Origin of the sequence: Consotaella aegiceratis (assembly GCF_036541425.1) — a bacterium.
In the GTDB taxonomy this organism is placed as follows: domain Bacteria; phylum Pseudomonadota; class Alphaproteobacteria; order Rhizobiales; family Rhizobiaceae; genus Consotaella; species Consotaella aegiceratis.
On the sequence record NZ_JAZHFT010000064.1, the window covers coordinates 1 to 17645 of the forward strand.

Annotated in this window: 12 protein-coding genes and 1 pseudogene; 8 read left to right on the forward strand and 5 right to left on the reverse strand. The window is 62.2% G+C overall.

Going from position 1 to position 17645, the window contains the following annotated elements; all coding sequences use genetic code 11:
* A pseudogene (locus tag SMD10_RS23365) lies at positions 1-132 on the forward strand (IS5/IS1182 family transposase); the annotation flags it as partial.
* Positions 133-290: 158 nt separating this feature from the next.
* On the opposite strand, the gene SMD10_RS23370 reads toward SMD10_RS23365, so the two are convergent.
* Positions 291-1463: a restriction endonuclease gene (locus SMD10_RS23370; protein ID WP_331688154.1), complete on the reverse strand. Its 1173-nt coding sequence runs from the start codon at positions 1461-1463 to the stop codon at positions 291-293.
* Between the two features lie 162 nt (positions 1464-1625).
* Between SMD10_RS23370 and SMD10_RS23375 the strand changes: the two genes are divergently transcribed.
* The 7 genes from SMD10_RS23375 (at position 1626) to SMD10_RS23405 (ending at position 12778) form a co-directional block, all read left to right on the forward strand.
* A complete protein-coding gene (locus SMD10_RS23375; RefSeq protein ID WP_331688155.1) occupies positions 1626-1820 on the forward strand; it encodes a hypothetical protein in 195 nt (64 codons plus the stop codon).
* Positions 1817-3391: a DNA cytosine methyltransferase gene (locus SMD10_RS23380; RefSeq protein WP_331688156.1), complete on the forward strand. Its 1575-nt coding sequence runs from the start codon at positions 1817-1819 to the stop codon at positions 3389-3391. Before SMD10_RS23375 ends, SMD10_RS23380 begins: the two co-directional genes overlap by 4 nt.
* A complete protein-coding gene (locus SMD10_RS23385) occupies positions 3381-3902 on the forward strand; it encodes a very short patch repair endonuclease (RefSeq protein WP_331688157.1) in 522 nt (173 codons plus the stop codon). The genes SMD10_RS23380 and SMD10_RS23385 overlap by 11 nt, the downstream gene beginning before the upstream one ends.
* A gap of 59 nt (positions 3903-3961) precedes the next feature.
* Entirely contained in the window at positions 3962-6070 is a 2109-nt protein-coding gene (locus SMD10_RS23390; protein ID WP_331688158.1) for a UvrD-helicase domain-containing protein, read from the forward strand.
* A 1-nt stretch (position 6071) separates the two neighbouring features.
* Positions 6072-9260 carry a helicase-related protein gene (locus SMD10_RS23395; protein ID WP_331688159.1) on the forward strand — a complete coding sequence of 1063 codons (3189 nt, stop codon included), beginning with the start codon at positions 6072-6074 and terminating at the stop codon, positions 9258-9260.
* Positions 9250-11091, forward strand: coding sequence for a DUF1998 domain-containing protein (locus tag SMD10_RS23400; RefSeq protein WP_331688160.1), 1842 nt, complete (start codon positions 9250-9252; stop codon positions 11089-11091). The genes SMD10_RS23395 and SMD10_RS23400 overlap by 11 nt, the downstream gene beginning before the upstream one ends.
* A 73-nt stretch (positions 11092-11164) precedes the next feature.
* Positions 11165-12778 carry an ATP-binding domain-containing protein gene (locus SMD10_RS23405; RefSeq protein ID WP_331688161.1) on the forward strand — a complete coding sequence of 538 codons (1614 nt, stop codon included), beginning with the start codon at positions 11165-11167 and terminating at the stop codon, positions 12776-12778.
* Between the two features lie 172 nt (positions 12779-12950).
* On the opposite strand, the gene SMD10_RS23410 is transcribed toward SMD10_RS23405, so the two are convergent.
* The 4 genes from SMD10_RS23410 to SMD10_RS23425 form a co-directional block, all read right to left on the reverse strand.
* Entirely contained in the window at positions 12951-14228 is a 1278-nt protein-coding gene (locus tag SMD10_RS23410; protein ID WP_331688162.1) for a type II toxin-antitoxin system HipA family toxin, read from the reverse strand.
* Positions 14229-14588 (reverse strand): helix-turn-helix domain-containing protein, encoded by a 360-nt coding sequence (locus SMD10_RS23415; RefSeq protein WP_331688163.1) that lies wholly within the window; start codon positions 14586-14588, stop codon positions 14229-14231.
* 378 nt (positions 14589-14966) lie between these two features.
* A complete protein-coding gene (locus SMD10_RS23420) occupies positions 14967-16385 on the reverse strand; it encodes an IS1182 family transposase (RefSeq protein WP_331688164.1) in 1419 nt (472 codons plus the stop codon).
* Between the two features lie 288 nt (positions 16386-16673).
* Complete coding sequence (locus SMD10_RS23425; RefSeq protein ID WP_331688165.1) at positions 16674-17402, reverse strand: TetR/AcrR family transcriptional regulator; 729 nt, start codon at positions 17400-17402, stop codon at positions 16674-16676.
* Positions 17403-17645 lie beyond the last annotated feature (243 nt).

Consider the following 17645-nt stretch of genomic DNA (forward strand, 5'->3'; position numbering starts at 1 on the left):
TGGCTCAATCGCAATCGACGGCTTGCCAAGGACTTCGAGCAGACCATCGCATCTGCCAATGCATGGCTGTTCCTCGCCTCGGTCCAACTCCTCGCTCGCCGCGTCGCAAGGCTCGCTAATTCATCTGCTTAGTTTTGAATCGGACACTTAGAACAATGGAAGAACATTTGATACGAGATTGTTAGCCACCCGCACCGTGGGTTGTGGACCACTTGGCATTCCGATCTGCCGTCCGCCCTGCCACAAGCTTGGTGAACAGCGCTCTGACGATGATGGCAATCACAGCAGGATCATGACTTAGGAAAGTTCCGGGAGAGCCACACATCCACGGAAGCTGTATCTGCATATCCATTGTTGCGCAGTAACGCCACTATATCTGCCGCCGACAAAATAATGATTGGATGTTGGTCTTCCTTTATTTCCTTATATGCCTGTATATCAACATAGCTCGTTGTCACCAGTATACCGAACTGACGGTGACGAAGCCGCGAGATCAGCCGCGACATTTCTCGCACGCCGACGCTATTCGACAGTCCGTAGCACTTAGCCTCCAGCGCGAAGTCCACAAGTATTGCGGCCTCTCCATTGCCAATCCGCAGCTGGCCAATTCCATCGCGACCGCCGTCGCGTGAAGGCCTAGTCAAATCGATGGCGGCTATGTCGGGAAGAAGCAGCCTCGCGAGCGCAGCAGCACAGCGCTCGAATCCATGCGGATCAGACGCAAAATATCTGTGAATTCGCTCCATTATGGCGATGCCATCGGGCTTCTGTGGAAGCTGTTCGACCTTTGTCCGGTGTTCAATTGACCGGGTCGCCCGCAGCGACTGCGCCCGACCGGTTTCAATCCAAGCAGACCAAGCCGCTGGCGCGTTAAGGGAATGCGGATTGCCCTGGATGATGTCCGTTATCCAGGTTCGGTCCACCACAGGCACGTCTAGAATGGAAAGCCGGGCACGGTAGTTCTGAAACCGCCTCCCGTTCGATGCCTTCCAGATTGCGACCAAGTCCTCTGAAGCACGAAGATCGGCAGTCCCGGGCACAGCCAAACCCAGGAAGGTGACGTCACGCCATTCGCCAGTGTTTGCAAACACCAAGACGGGCGGCACTTTGCGACGCTCTGCCGGGCCCATATGCGCCAGGTCGAAGATCCGTCTCAGCAGCTCGTTGCCCTTCCTGGGCGTCTCGTGCAGTCCTCGGCCAGGGTGCTTGTTGTCACCGTAATAGGTAAAGACGCCCGTTTGTGGGTCGAGCATGTCCGGCCACTCCGGATCCCGCATGGACGACGTCAGGATGACCATTTCGAGTGCGTCCAGCGAACCGCGGTAGCGGAAGCCACCACTGTTACTGACCTGGACCAGATGTGGCAGCGGGTCATCTCCCGCGTTTCCGGTGCGTCCCCCCTGGTAGACAGCATCGACCCTTAGGTCTGCTGAACTCGTCTCGGAGAACGGTATAACCTCCATAAGTTCCCCTGATCTACTCCCATCCTCCGTTTCGCATCTCAAGGTGGAAGTCAGCCACTCGGGTCAATCAAGCGCGCCCGGGTACATATGCACAGTAATGTGCATATGTGTTGAAATTTGCTCACCGCGCAGCATACTATGCCCAAAAGGGAACCCGCACAAATGGCTGATCCGGTTCGCGTGCAGGTGTTGATGCCGAGAGTGGAAGCTGATCGGTTTGACGCCTACTGCCGAGCGAAGGGCTACAAGAAGTCACCGCTAATCGCGCGGCTTGTCCGGGAGCATCTGGACAGGGAAGGCTTCAACCCGCAGCCGGACTTGTTCGGCAGAGAAGAACGGGGATCGAAAGAGTCGTGACGGACAGTATCATCCAGGAAAAGGTGTCGCGGCTTCGAACCGGCGCAAAACCGCGGGTTCTTGATCTTTTTTCCGGTTGCGGCGGACTTTCTCTCGGCTTTGGCGCGGCGGGATTTGAGATCGCGGCCGCTGTGGAGAACGATGCGACAGCGGCCGCCTCCTACGGGGCGAATTTTCACGCTGAAGATCCGAAGCATGCCGTGGCGCGCGACATCACCGCTGCCACGCCGGGCCAGCTCGTCCGCGATCTGAATCTTGGACGGGTGGCAAAAGCGTTCGACGTGGTGATCGGCGGTCCGCCCTGCCAGGCCTTCGCCCGCGTCGGCAGATCGAAGCTGCGCGAGATCGAAGCGCATCCGGAAGCGTTCCGCCAGGACCCACGCGCGAAGCTCTATGCGCCCTATCTCAAATACGTGAAATCCAGCCGTCCACTCGCGATTCTCATGGAGAACGTGCCGGACGTGATGAATTTCGGCGGGCACAACGTCCCCGAAGAAGTGTGCGAGGTGCTCGAAGAGCTGGGTTATGTATGCGCCTACACGTTGCTGAACGCCGCGTTCTACGGCGTGCCGCAAACACGCGAACGCATGTTCCTGATCGCATACCATCGCGAGATAGCCGACACCGTTAGTTTCCCCGATCCTACACATTGGATCGATCTTCCGCCCGGCTACGAAGGCTCGCGGCAGGTCGCGCTGAAACTTCTATCGAAAGGCGGGTTATTCGAAGACGCACACAGCTACGTGTCTCCACCGGAAGCGACCAATGCCCTGCACCCCGCTGTCACGGCGGCCGAAGCGATCGGCGATTTGCCGAAGATCGGCGCGCGCGACTTGGTGCGCAATGGCGAGCTGAAACGCGGCGCACGGAGATTCGATCAACTGGCCAGATACGACGGCAGGCGCACGGTATCGACTTATGCTGAAATGATGAAGTCCTGGCCGGGTTTTGAGGCCGGTGACGGTGTCTATGATCATGTCATCAGGTATCTGCCGCGCGACTACCCGCTGTTCGCTCGCATGAAGGAAGGCGATCAATACCCGGAAGCTCACGCGCTCGCCCTGAAAATGTTCGATGAGAAACTGTCAGCGCTTGCGAGGAACGGGCGGCGTATCAAGCCGGGATCAGCGGAATACGAAGAACTGAAAAGCTCCATAGTGCCGCCCTATGACGCAGGCAAGTTTCCGAATAAATGGCGGAAGATATCCCGGGATCAGCCGGTGCGCACGATCATGGCGCATCTCAGCAAGGACGGGTACAGCCATATCCATTACGACGACGCTCAGGCCCGGACGATTTCCGTCCGCGAAGCGGCACGGCTTCAATCCTTCCCTGACGGTTTCGTATTTTCAGGCGCGATGAATGAGGCATTCCGGCAGATCGGAAATGCTGTCCCGCCGCTGATGGCGAAAGCGATCGCCACCGAAATCATGAAAACGATCGGCGCGTTGGCCGTGGCGCATCCGGCACAGCCGACGCGCATCCCGGTTACGGCGGCCGCGGCGTCCAAAGCTGGGTCTCCGGCCCTCGCACGCTGTTCAGCCGCGACGGAGAAGGTGGTTGAAGCCTGATGTCGACGATAGGCCCGCCCCGACGGGCGAAACCACCGACGTATTGACGCCGGAACAGCGCCGGCTGGTGATGAGCCGGATCAGGGGTAAGCACACAAAGCCCGAAATGCTTATACGGCGCGGGCTGCACGGGCGCGGCCTGCGTTACGCGCTGCACGGCAAGGGCATGCCTGGCAAACCCGATATGGTCTTCCCGAAATATCGGACCGTGGTTCTGGTGCACGGCTGCTTCTGGCATGGCCACGGCTGCTCACTGTTCAAATGGCCGAAGACGCGTGCCGCGTTCTGGAAGGGCAAGATCGACGGCAATATGGAACGGGACCGTCAGGCGCTGACGGCCCTGAACGCCGACGGATGGCGCGTACTGGTGGTCTGGGAATGCGCCCTTAAAGGAAAACAAAGACGCGACTTGGCAGAGGTGCTGGACAGCGCTGTGGCATTCATCCGCGGGAGCGGAAAGCCTTTTGTCGAGATCGCGGAATACGAAAGTAAAGAGAAACGGGCATCTTAGGTACGCCACGCAATCACTGAGGTCACGGCCGCGTGGGGGGAAGACTCGAAAGCATCGTCATGGCGCAAGTCGAGGTACGGATATTCAGGCAGGGACGGGAGATCGCGCGGGTGACGCGCCCCCTGCGCCATCTCGATGGAAAGCCCGTCGTCAAATACAGGAAGGAATTCCGGCCGCTGGTGAACGGCAGCGAGGTCTGGCTCGACGGCATCGCGCCCGCCGCTTGCGGACCGGCAGCGAAGACAACCGATATGAATGACAGCGAGGTCGCCCCCGAATTTCACGTCGTTCCCCCCGCCCTCATAGAGTGGGACGAGTCGCAAAGGAGGGTGATCGACGCCCGGCCCGGGGACCGTTTGCTCGTCGGGGCTGGTCCGGGCACAGGCAAGACGGCGGTCGCCTGCGCGCGAGTCTCGCAATTGATCGACCAGGGCGGTCTGGAACCGAGCCGCATCTGGCTGATCAGTTTCACGCGTACTGCGGTCCGCGAGATCAGGGACCGGATCGCCGCCTATCTCGAAGATGCATCGGCCGCATATGCGGTCAAAATCGCAACGCTAGATTCGCACGCCTGGACGATTCATTCGGGTTTCGACGAAGAGGCGAAAATATTCGGCAGCTACGAGGAAAACATCGAGCGTGTGCGCGATCTTGTCCGGCAAGACGACAATGTCAGCGACTATCTTGAGACAGTCGAACATCTGGTCGTCGACGAGGCACAGGACATTGTCGGCATTCGCGCCGACTTGGTCGTGGAGTTCATCCGTAAACTATCCCAAGAATGTGGGGTCACCGTATTCGCGGACGAGGCCCAAGCCATCTACGGCTTCGCGGATGACCGGCAGGTCCGGGAAGGACAAGCCGGCGAACCGCCTTTGCCCGAGAAAATCCGTCGCGGCGCGGCCGGCATGTTCAGGGAATGCGAACTGACGCAGGTGCATCGCACCGGTTCGCCGCAATTGCTGACCATCTTCTCGGATACGCGCCGCAAGGTGCTGACCGCTGCGGGCGAGAACGGCGACAAGCTTGCCGAAATCAAGGACGAGGTGATCAGGCTTGCACATGGCAAAGCGCCGAATGTCGACGATGCCGCTCTTGCCGAGCTCGAGGATGCGTTCATCCTCTATCGCAGGCGCTGCGACGTGCTGATAACCACCTCGATGCTGACGCAGAATGGCATCCCGCACCGAGTCAGGATGTCGGGGCTCCCGGTGTGCCTCGTGCCTTGGATCGGCGCAGCGCTGTCCGAACATACGGACACAGATTTGAGCCGCGACAGGTTCATGGCCCTGTGGGCGGACAAGGTCCACGGCACGTCTCTGGCGACATTCGGCGCCGACGATGCTTGGGCGAATCTGGTGCGCATCGCAGGCCGCACGCAGACGGTTGTAGAGATGCGCCTGTTGCGTCAGCGCCTCGGACGCAAACAGCCGCCTGCCGAACTGTGTAATGCCGAACTGGGGCTGCACGGCCCCATCGTCGGAACGATTCACGCCTCCAAGGGGCGCGAAGCGGACACCGTGCATCTGATGCTGCCGTATGCGAGCAGCGAGAACATCGACCAGGACGAAGAGGCGCGGGTCGTGTACGTCGGCGCGACACGAGGGCGGTCGCGCCTGCTGATCGGCCGCGGATATCGGCAATTCGCCGGTCGTGTCGAGGCATCCGGCAGAGCCTACTGCCTTCACACACGAAACGATCAGCCGCGCGCCCAGGTAGAAATAGGCCATGACGGCGATATCGGCGCCGAAGGCTTGGCCGGGCGCAGATTCTTCGCAAATCCCGCCGCGGTGCGCATTGCGCAGAGCCGGATACGCTCCTTCGCGGACGAGACCGTCTCGCTCGTCGCGGAAAGCGACCGCGATACCGATTTCGTCTATCGCCTCAAGGAAGACGGACAGGGGGACTGTCTCGCGGTTCTGTCCCAGGCGGTCAACTACGATCTCTTCACGGTCGCCGATGCCGTGCGGAGGAGCCTGGGCGGCGGCAAGAGACGACCGCCCGACACGATCCGGCATCTGCATGTGCGCGGGGTGCGCACGATCGTTCTGCCGCCGGAAGCGCCGGAGGGCGAAACGCTGCACGAGCCGTGGCGCAACAGCGGCATCATGCTAGCGCCGCTGGTGCTGGGCTACAGCACGGCGTATTTTGGACGACGGAGGCGGTGACATGCGCGACAGTCTTCTCGACCGGCTGAGATGCGATCTGCTGGGGCCGTATACGGTGGACGAGGTCCTGACTTCGCGCCCCTCGGACCTCTATCTGACCGGCATCTTGTGGCCGCGCGAATCCCGCATGGGCGCGGAGGAAGACGAACGTCTCGGTCTGTCCGGCGGAGAGGACAGCGGAGCCGACGGCGGCGGCGAGGAGGAGGAAGTCTCGCTGGTCGGTCTCGTGCGCCCTTGTTCGGCGGGCGTGTCCTTCGCCGCGCGAGCGGCGGACGGAGGATCCCCTGGACTCGACATGACGGTCCGCTTCGCAACCTACGAACTCGTCCTTCCTGACGAGTCGGATGCGAAGGAACGGGCAAACGGCGGCGGCCGTGCGCGGCGGCGCACGGAATGGAGACGCCGGGCGCATGACATACCGGTGGACGGCGTCACGCTGGACGGTCCCTCGCGCTTCGTCGATCTCGAGCCGCACGACGCGCCGGCGGGTGTGCGGCTCCACATACGCACCGCACCGTGGCCGGGCGGCACGCTCGCCACGGTGACCTTGCTGAACCAGGCCGAACCCGACGAAGACGAGGGCCGTGACGGAATCGAGCGGCTGACGCTGTTCCAAACCCGCGTCGAGATTCGCCCGCGGCTGGGCACCGTGCTGGTTGCGCGGCCGTCGCGGCGGGCGGTGCTCGATGACGACGATCGTTCCGCGGCGCTTCTGTACCGCAACGCCCATGAGTTCGCGACCGGTCACACCTGCTCAGTCGAATGGGAAACAGGGTCTGACCCGGCGACCGCCGACATGGTCGCTACAAGCTGGATTCCCACGGCCACCGTGCCCGCGACCAGCGCGGCTGGTCACGAGGTGTTCGCCGCACTGCGCGGAGACGGACCGCTCAAACCGCTCTCGGCACGATGGCTGGCAATGGCCGGACCGGACGAGTTCGGCGACGCCTTGCAACAGCTCCCCGCCGCCTATGCGCGCTGGCTCGAAGACAGGGAGGCGGAAGTCCCTTCACTTCCCGAAGAGTTCCGGGACCAGGCCGCAAAGAACATCTCGATCTGCCACGAGATTCATGCCCGCATGGCCGACGGTGCTGCGCGCATTGCCGAAAACACCGCGATGTCACGCGCCTTCCGCCTGGCCAATCTCGCAATGGACATGCAGCACGGCTGGGACCCTGAGAAAAGCGCACGCGGTCCCCTTGCGTGGCGGCCGTTCCAACTCGGCTTTATCCTGCTTGCGGCCGCATCCGTCGCCGAACGCGAACATCCGGAACGCCGGATCATGGACCTGCTGTGGTTCCCGACCGGCGGCGGCAAGACGGAAGCCTATCTTGCGCTCATCGCGTTTCTTGCTTTCTACAGGCGACTGTCCGCAGGGGATGGCCCGGACGCCGGGGACGGCGTCGCCGCCATCATGCGCTACACGCTGCGCTTGCTGACCACGCAGCAGTTTACGCGCGCCGCCTCCGTCCTGCTCGCCTGTGAGGCGATCCGGCGCGGACGTATCCGCGAAGCGGGCGTACCGCGCCGGGAACTGGGGAGCACACCGTTCTCCATCGGTCTCTGGGTAGGAGGCGATGCCGTACCGAACCGCGTCAGCGATGCCGCCGCGGCGCTCGGCGGCGCGCCGGACCAGCCAACACCGAAGCAACTCGTTTACTGCCCGGCCTGCCGGGAACCGTTGACCTGGGAATACGACGAACTGGCAAACGCGATTCACGTCCGCTGCGAGAACGAGGACTGCCTCCTGTTCGATCCGGATGCCCCACTCCCGGTCTGGACCGTGGACGAGGATGTGTACCGGATGCGACCGACGCTGCTGATCGGCACGATCGACAAGTTCGCGCAGATCGTCCGGCGCAAGGAAGTCAACGGGCTATTCGGGCTGAACACCGGTACGCCGCCCGATCTGATCCTCCAGGACGAGCTGCATCTGATTTCCGGGCCACTCGGCACTGTTGCCGGTCTCTATGAAGTCGCGATCGATCGGATGTTCGCCGCGCGCGGCGCGCGTCCGAAGATCATCGGTTCGACGGCGACGATCCGGCGTGCCTCCGAACAGGTAGCCGCCCTCTTTGATCGGAAGACCGCGCAGTTCCCGCCGTCATGTCTGGACGCCTCGGATTCAGCATTCGCCGTGGTGGATCACAATGCACCCGGCCGCGTCTATGCGGGCGTCACCACGGCGGGTCGCTCCGCGAAATTCACCCTCCAGGGCGTGGCTGCATCGCTTCTCCAATCCGCATACGGCAGTACGACCGATGACGCCGCGCGCGATCCGTACTGGACGCTGGTGTCGTATTTCAACTCGCTGCGCGAGCTGGGCGGCGCGCTCGTCCTGATGCAGGACGACGTGAATGACAGTCTTGCATTGCTCGCGCAACGGCGCGGCGAGACGGCGCGTCACCCCGAGTTCATCGAAGAACTGACCTCCAGGCGCACGCAGGCCGAAGTCCGGGACATGCTGGACCGGCTGACAATTCGCGCCGCCGATCAGGGCGCCCTCGATGTCGTCCTTGCAACAAACATGCTCAGCGTCGGCGTCGATATTCCGCGCCTCGGACTTATGCTGGTCAACGGCCAGCCGAAAGGCATCGCCGAATACATCCAGGCGACAAGCCGTGTCGGGCGCGGCGATGTGCCGGGGCTTGTCGTCGCCGTACTCAACAACGCCAAGGCTCGCGACCGGTCGCATTACGAAAGCTTTCCAACTTGGCACGAAACCCTGTACCGGGATGTCGAACCGACCAGCGTAACGCCATTTGCATCGCGGGCGCGTGACCGCGCGCTCCACGCGGTGCTGGTCGCGCTGGTGCGCCATCTGGCGCCCGGCATGATTGACCGTCCTGCCCTCAACGACGCTGCGATTGATGCCGCGAAAGACCTCATAGACGATATCGTCGGACGCGCCGCGTCGATCGATCCGCAGGAGGCGGCCGTCAGGCTTGAGCTGGAGCGCTGTCTTGACACCTGGGAGTTCCGCGCGCCGCGAAGCTACTGGAGTAGACAGATTCGCAACTCGCTGCTTCAGGATGCAGAACGCGCTGCAACCTTGCGGGCTATGGGGCGTATGCCGGGCGAAGCTTGGCCGACGCTGAACAACATGCGTAGCGTCGAGGCCGCAACAAGGTTCAGGCTCGCCGAATGGCTGCGCGAACGGACATCCGGGGGGAGCGGCGATGGCAAATAACCGGCTGGGAGAACTGCGCAGAAGTGCCGCCGTCATGACCTTCGGACCGGGTTCCGTCGTGGACTTCCGCGCCGACGGCGCGCCCGTGTCCGCCGTCGCGGCGGGGCTCGAAGAATGGGACAGGTCTTTTCCGCCGGCGGGTCTCGCCAATCCGCAGAGGATCACCGAGCCGCGTTTGCAGCGAAAGCTCTCCGTCGGCGGATTTCGTTTACCGCCGGTCGTCGATGAGAACTGGCGTGACGATCAAGGCAATCCCGATGGCCGCACGCTCGTCGCGGCGCGGTTTCCGGAATGGCTGCAATGCCCGCAATGCGACCGTCTCGCCCCCGCGGGACGCTGGTCGCAAGACCCCGGACGGGCCGGTCGCTATTGCGCGAGCTGCACGCGCAAGGCGCCGGGGCAGCGCAGGATATTCGCGGTACCGGTCCGCTTCGTCATGGCGTGCGCCAAGGGGCATTTGGACGATTTCCCGTGGCACGTCTGGGTCGGGCACAAGGCAGACTGCAAGAAAAAGGAACGTGCCGATCTTTATCTGAGATCGGAGCGTCCTGGTCTCGCCGGATTGATCCTGAGTTGCCGCGAATGCGGGGCTAGGCGCTCGATGGATGGGGTATTCAGTGCCCAGACTTGGCGCGGGTTCCGTTGCCGCGGCCGGCGCCCCTGGCTCGCCGCCGCGAACGAGACATGCGATTGCGAACCGCGAGCGCTGCAACGTGGTGCATCAAACCTGTATTTTCCGGTGATCGAGTCGGCGCTCAGCATTCCGCCATGGTCGGACGCGATACAGGAAGCCCTCGGCGTGTACTGGAACCCGATTGTCACGACCAAACCCGAGGATCGCGCGACCTTCATCCGCATCCTTGCGCAGGGCGATCTCGAACCGGTTCTGCGGGAACTCGGCCTGAGCCCCGACGAGCTTGCGCGTCAGATCGAAGATCGCCTGACCCGCTACAACGACGACGCCATCCTGAACCTCCGGCAGGAGGAATACCGGCAGTTCGTGTCGGGCACGGACACCAGGGACAGGGACGCGCGCGAATTCGAGGTACGCAACGTGCGCCTGCCCGACAGTCTGCGCCCGTTCCTCAGCCGCGTCGTTCGCGTTGTCCGGCTGCGCGAGGTGCGCGCCCTCAAGGGCTTCACGCGCATCAATCCGCCAGGCGACGAAGACAGCCCGGACATCGCGGCGATCGCTGTCGGCGATCCCGGCTGGCTTCCGGCGGTGGAGGTCCGCGGCGAAGGCATTTTCCTCGCCTTCAATCAGGATACACTTCGTGCCTGGGAGACGCGGGATGATGTAGCGTCGCGCGCGCAAAGCGTCGATCAAGCGTGGCGCATCGAATGGCACCGGCGGTATGGCGAAGGCGAGCCCGCTTGGCCGATAACTCCGCGTTATCTGTTGGCGCACAGCTTCGCGCATGCGCTCATGCGTCAGCTCACGCTGGAATGCGGCTATTCGACCGCCGCCTTACGCGAACGCCTCTACGTGAGCGACGGGACTGATGGCATGGCAGGGCTTCTTATCTACACCGCCACATCTGATTCCGACGGCACGTTGGGTGGTCTACAACGCCAGGGCGAATCCCGACGCATCGAACGGACCGTGGGCGCGGCGATCGCCGCGATGGAATGGTGTTCCTCCGATCCACTGTGCATCGAAGGGATGATCTCTGGCGCCGACGGTCTGTCCCTCGCCGCATGCCATGCCTGTGTCCTCGCACCGGAGACCGCGTGCGAGGAATACAACCGCTTCCTGGACAGGGCTATGCTTGTCGGCCTGCCGGACAAGGATAAAGTCGGATTCTTCTCACCGCTCGTCCAGCGGGCGTGACATGGCGGTGATGTGGCCCAAAACACTCCCGCCCGATGTTACGGGCAATATGCTGCGAAGCACGGAATGCGAGGTGTTCAGACGGCTGGAAGCCGTACTGGACGACTCATTTGTGGTCTTCTATTCGAGGCCCTGGCTTGGCCTAAGACCCGACGGCGAGGAAATCGACGGCGAATGCGATTTCATCGTCGCGCATCCCGAACTCGGGATGCTGACGCTTGAAGTGAAAGGCGGCGCGGTCGCCTACGATCCGCGCACTGAGCGATGGACGAGCCGCGATCGCTGGAAAGTCACGCACAACATCAAGAACCCCGTGCAACAGGCCAGAAGCGCGAAATACGAACTGCTAAAGAAGCTGAACGCCTCGCCGCACTGGAAGTCGCGGCGCATCCGGGCACGCCACGGCATTATCCTGCCCCACTCGTCGGTGCCCCCCGGTGACCTTGGCGCGGACATGCCGCGGCATATATTCTGTTTCGCTGAACAGTTCGAGGACGGAGTCCGGGACTGGATTCTTGAGCGCTTCGGTGATGCGCCACCCGACGAAGGGCGGACCAAAGAGCTGGGCCGGGACGGCGTTCAGGCGCTCGAAAAAATCCTCGCGAAACCGTTCCAGCTTCGCACACCGCTCGGTACCGTGCTGTCCCGCGACGATGCCGCGCTACAGGTGCTGACGCAACAGCAGTTTCATATCCTGCGCGCGATAGAAGCCGTACCGCGAGCGGCCATTGGCGGCGGAGCCGGAACCGGCAAGACCGTGCTGGCGATGGAAGAAGCCAAGCGTCGTGCAGAAGACGGCCTCCGCACCCTGTTCGTCTGCTACAATCGGGGTCTTGCGACCGAGACTCGCCGCCATTTCAAAGACAGCCCGCCGGTTTCGGTGATGACCTTCCATGAGCTGTGCGCGGAAATGACCCGCCGTGCGGACATCCCGCACCCGGGAGACGTTTCGGAAACGCGTCTCTTCGAAGAAATCTGGCCCGAACTCCTGATGCAGGCATTTGAGCGTCTGCCGGACGAGAGATACGATGCAATCATCGTCGATGAGGGGCAGGACTTTCTGCCGCTGTGGTGGACGGTCGTCGAGTCGGCCCTGGATCCCGAAGGCCCGGGGATGTTCCGAATATTCTACGACAACAACCAGCGCGTATACGCGAGCGCTATCAAACTTCCCGAAGACGTGGATTTGGTGCCGATCCGCCTTACACTGAACCTGCGCAACACGCGGCGTATTCACGAGCTTGTGCGCCAACATTACAGTGGTCATGAAATCGAGGCGGTTGGACCAGAGGGCGTGGAAGTCCACTGGATCACGGTGAAATCGCCCGATGACCTGCGGCAATCTATCTCCGACTGCGTTGCTCGTCTCGAAACTCTCGAACGTGTGTCGTGTGAGGACATTGCGGTCCTCGTCGGTACGGTGAAAGCGATCGAGACCATTGCCCCACAGAGGCGTCTTGGAGCGTTCAGCACCGCACGCTGCGACGAGGATACGCAGAGTCGGATTGTGGTAGACAGCATCCGGCGCTTCAAAGGTCTTGAGCGTCCGGTCGCCGTGATCGCTGCGACATCAGACATCGTGACCAACAGGGAATTGCCCTATGTCGCGCTGTCACGCGCGCGCACGCATTTGGTAATCGTTGGGACCGAAAGAATTCTCGACAGAATTCGCGTTGCTATCAAATAGTTCACTCGCATCCAGGCGCTGCACCCACTCAATTTTGAAAACGAACGCAATAAGGTAGGCCGCTGCTCGTGAAGGGAGGAGTGCGAACTTCGTGATCTCGCTATTGTTTCTGCCAGATCTGGAGCCATGATCAGCAGCGGCTCACAGCGGTCAATTGATATCCCGGTCCAGACTAGGCATGGTCCTTCGTTGAACTGCCTAATGCGACGGCCGTCTTGAGATCTTCATGATCAAAAGCCGACGCCATGCGATCGACCTCAACCTGCATGAGGCCAACAGCCGCAGCGGTGTCGCGCCAGTCCGCCACCGCCTGCCCTACTTCGCCGGCGATCGCCTGGGCGTCTGCGGCCGTCAGCTCGAAATACTCCGCCACCTGCAGGGCAAGGTCGAGGGAGGCGGTGCCGTCGTCGAGATCGATCGCCGTCGTCAGCACGCGCGGCTTGATGTCCGTGGGCACGGGATTGACGTCATAGGCTGGCGCCAGGCGCCAGCCGTCGGGACCGGCGTAGAGGAAGCCGTGATTGCGCAAATGATCGTCGGTGTTGGAAATCAGCACGCTGAAGACGATGCGCCGCCACAGCATGTGCATGTCCTTTTTCGGCCCGGCGCCGTGCTGGCGCAGCACGTCGACGAATTCGAGATAGCTGCGCGTCTCGTTGTCGTTCGCGCCGAGCATGCTCATGGCCGAGAGGAAGGGAATGCGGGTCTGTCCGTCGCGGTCGAAGCGGCGCACGAGCAGCGTCGCCCTGTCGGCGATCGTCTCGATGCGCCAGGGCGCGACGGGAATGCCCGCCTTCTCGGCCAGGCTCAGCGCCACGGCCTCCCACAGGACAATGTTGTAGTCGTCGTCCTTGTGCGGAAATTTCGCGATGGCGAGATGGCCGTCCCGGTCGCGCACCGAGGCCTTGGGCCGCGCGCCGCCGAGCGAGGAGCCCGGCGCCAGCAGCAGGCGCAGATCCTCATCGCTCTCGGACTCGCCGGCGACATGGTCGGCCGCCGATAAGAGGCGCGGCAGCTCGACCAGCGGCGGGATCGGCACGGCATCGGCGGCTGCAAGGAACGGTCCACCAGGCTCTCTGGCGAAGCGCAACGCGCCCTGCCGCGCCTCGTCGTTGACCATGAGCAGATAGTCGATCTCGCGCAGCGTGCGGGGCGTTTCGCCCGCCTTTTCCGCCCGCCGGCGTTCGGCGCGGCGCATGAGCACGCGTCCCCAGCGGTCGGGCGCGGAATCGCCAATGGCGCCGAACAGCGGCCTGCCCACCGGCGTGTGAAACGGACCGGGGCCGAGCTGCAAGGCAGGCTCGAGGGAGAAGCGGACGGGATTGGCGAGCCAGTCCTTGTCGTATTCGAAGGTGGCGCTGTCCCTCCCCTTGCGCATGCGCGCCCAGAGGCGGCCGGCAAGATGCGGCGCCCCGTCAAGGTCGACATGGACAAGGACTTCGGTATCCATCTAGCGGCAGCCTTCCTGCGCCGAGGATGCTGTCCGCTCTTTCCGCGAACGGCGGATGCGCTGCGGCAGATGCTCCTCTTCAAGCTCGAGCCCGACCACGTCGGTGCTGGCGTCAGCGAGGCCGGCAAGCCGGTCCGCAAGGCCGAGCGCAAAGAGCACGGTCGCATAGGTGCCGATCGAGACGCCGGGCTCGCCCTTCTCGACCTTGTTCAGGGTCGTGCGGCTGATCGAGGCCCGCTCGGCCATGATGGCGACCGGGATACGCCGCCGGCGCCTTGCGTCACGGATGTCCTCGCCCAGCTTGCGCAGGGCGCGCCGCACCGGGATCGGCAGGGTCGGAGCTGTTCGAGGCTTGGCCATATGTAACGTCCACACTTGCGAGCTTTATATCACTTAAAGTCTATAATATTGGACGCAATGTCAAGGATGCGCTAATGGCGGTCACGGGGACGTTGGTCAAATAACGTCCATATTCACGAACCATAGAAGATTTAGTGTCAATAATTATGGACCTAATTGATCGCCGAGACCTGCGGCACGATGTGCGGCTGATTGGAAGCCGGGGTTCGCCAATTGGGACCCCTCGGGCCGCTAAGTGGGAGGCTGGGAGGGGACAGCCTTCCCCTGCGGCCGAGCCAAGGTCTCGGCCGACCCCTTCCAGCGGGGGATTCCCCCCAGGCTGTGCAAGAACCCGATGTCGCTAGATGGGCCGCCGAAAATGCGACGTGAGCTTCCGGCTCAGCTCGGCGTGATCGCCTGAACTCCGAAGGCATTCGTGGCGTGTAGGATATTGAAGGCGAGGATCGAGAGGGCCGCTTCGGCTTTTACCGCCCGAAGTCCCCGGGTGAGGAACCTACCGCCACCGGACATCCGCTTGATCGTCCCGAAGGGGTGTTCAACGGTGCATCGTCGAATCGTCATCAGGCTGGGGTTGGCGTAGATTCTCGCTTCCATGCGGTCCAGAGCGCCCTGATCGACGAGCCGATGGATTGTGCGCTGAGCCCCCGGCGTACATCGCGGCTTCAATGTGCATCTCGGGCACGCCGAAGTGCGATAGCGGATCGCCCTGTTCCGAGTGTGGAGTCCGGACGGACGAAGGGTCTCTCCGGCTGGACAGCGGATGGTGTCGCTAGCTTCGTCGTGGATGAATTGAGCGGGCCGAAAGTGATCGGAGTTCATAGCGCCGCGCTTGATCGGGGCAGCCACCTCGATGCCCCCTCGCTCACAACGAGCGATTTCCTCAGCATTGGAGTACCCACCGTCCGCCAGAACCTGAATCTGGTCGACCTCCAGCACCTTCTTCGCCGCCACAGACACGGGGTGCAGCATGTGGCTGTCGTTGGCGTCGTTGTAGACGTCGTGATGGACAATCAGCCCGCTTTCGACGTCGACCACGCTCTGGAGATTGTACGAAGGCATCTTGGGCGCGAGGCCATAACCCATCGGCTTGGCCTCCGGCTCGCCGAAGACGCGCACCTTTTCGTCGTGCCGCGCCAACTCCTGCTGCCTTCGGACGAGCCGATCCTTTCGGCGCCGGAGAGAGGCTATGGCGGCCGCGAAATTCTCGCGGTGTAGCGGCTGATCGTCGAAACCGTGAGCCACTGTCTCGTCGATGATGTCGAGGCGATCGAGATAGTAGGCGATTTCCTTTTCAGTGTGCGCGATGTCTCGGGCGAGACGTTCTGCCCCAGCGATGTTCTTCGGACTTGCGACGGCCCGCATCTTCGTGCCGTCCACCGCCACGACACGCCCGCCGACGAGTCCTTGCTCGCGACAGAATTGCACAAAGGCCGCGCTAACAGCGATGATCGCTTCGGGATTGTCATGCCGGAAGGCCGCAATGGTCCGGTAATCCGGCGCCAGCCGGCGCATCAACCACATTGCTTCGAGATCACGAACGCAGGCGCGCTCGAGATGGCGCGATGATCGGACTTGGTTGAGATAACCCCATATATAGAGCCGGAGCATGTCACCGGGCTGGAAGCCCGGCCTGCCAGTTGCCGCAGCAACGGCCCGGTTGAAGCCTATCTCGACCAAGTCCAGACTGGCGACGAAAGCATCGACGACGCGGACCATACCATCCGACGCCACGTAGTCGTCGATGCAGGGTGGCAGTAAGCTGATCTGATCTCGGCTGTCCCCGAAAATGAAGCTCAAAACTCGCCTCCGTACCCTGAGTACTTTTATAATACATAGATAACTCGATTGGCGAAGCTTGTTTATTACCATTCAATCCTGACGCCCCTGGGCGCGAGTTCTATTGTGACGCTACGGCAACCGGGTTCAGTGCGCCTTTGGAGCTTCCGTAGCCCATCATATTGAGCACATAGCTTCTTCACCAATTCGCGATCAGTGACTCTTCGCCACGCACCGCGTTGCGTTGCAAATCCTTGCGAATCGAGTTGGCGATGCCTCTGAGAACCGCTGGCGCGATAAGCGTCGGAACTAACCAGCCCTCTTCCGGCGTTTGCTGAGCCCGACGGGGTTGAGGCCCTGCAGAAAACGTTGGGCGAAATCCGGCGGGCAGATCGTAAGGCCGTCATCCGGCAGACCGAGAATGCGGCTTAGCGCGATCCCATGAAACGCGATACGAAGGGCAAGCGCTTCCGCCACCTCGTCTCTCTTTTTCGCAGTCTTTGCTTGCATGCCGAGAAGCACAAGCGATTTCGTATCGGTTGCCGCCTGAAGAATGAAGAAGGCAACGCCGTCGGGATCGGATGTATCGAACACGCCGCTTTCGTGGCCCTCACGAACGATCCCGGCGATGACTGGGCGCATGCATTCGGCCCAAGCTTCGCTGATGCACTGATAGAGCACCCGGTTCTCCGGCCGCAGCAACAATGCCAGGGGCGACCGCGTGACCTCGACGCTTTGCAGACGGCTCTCCGCGCTATAGTCCAGAATATTCTGCAGCCGCGTCTTCGGGTCGACACCCTCTTCGGTGAGGACGGGCTCAATAGCCTTGTAGGTTGCATCGGTCATGTTGCTAGACAGGGCAGCTAGCAAATCTTCCTTGGAGACGAAGTGATGGTAGAACATGCCCTTCGACATGCCGGCCCGGCTGATGACATCATTGAGGCTCGTGTTCTCATAGCCGTACTCGAGGAATATCCAGAACGCCTGGTCCATTATCTCGGCACGGCGGATTTCCGGGTGCTTGATCACACGCGGCATTGTGCAAAGGCCCTCATTTCTTGATATCGGTCGCCGCGCGCATCCGGCGTCTCCAGTGGACTCAGCCAACAGACCGCTGGTCTACTTAACAGACTGGTTCCGGCCCGCCAAGTGGCTAGTCTTACTGCGTCATAAACGGAGTGATTGCTGAAGATGGACCCTGGCGCAGCAGGGACATCGGAGCTGGTTGCGGGCGAGCGCGGTGGCGATCCTTCGGCGGATCGTGGCGATCGAGGTTGGCAC

Coding starts and splice junctions, on each gene's coding strand:
- SMD10_RS23410 (WP_331688162.1), bottom strand. CDS start 14,228: ATGGATACCGAAGTCCTTGTCCATGTCGACCTTGACGGGGCGCCGCAT.
- SMD10_RS23425 (WP_331688165.1), bottom strand. CDS start 17,402: ATGCCGCGTGTGATCAAGCACCCGGAAATCCGCCGTGCCGAGATAATG.
- SMD10_RS23415 (WP_331688163.1), bottom strand. CDS start 14,588: ATGGCCAAGCCTCGAACAGCTCCGACCCTGCCGATCCCGGTGCGGCGC.
- SMD10_RS23395 (WP_331688159.1), top strand. CDS start 6,072: ATGCGCGACAGTCTTCTCGACCGGCTGAGATGCGATCTGCTGGGGCCG.
- SMD10_RS23390 (WP_331688158.1), top strand. CDS start 3,962: ATGGCGCAAGTCGAGGTACGGATATTCAGGCAGGGACGGGAGATCGCG.
- SMD10_RS23375 (WP_331688155.1), top strand. CDS start 1,626: ATGGCTGATCCGGTTCGCGTGCAGGTGTTGATGCCGAGAGTGGAAGCT.
- SMD10_RS23370 (WP_331688154.1), bottom strand. CDS start 1,463: ATGGAGGTTATACCGTTCTCCGAGACGAGTTCAGCAGACCTAAGGGTC.
- SMD10_RS23400 (WP_331688160.1), top strand. CDS start 9,250: ATGGCAAATAACCGGCTGGGAGAACTGCGCAGAAGTGCCGCCGTCATG.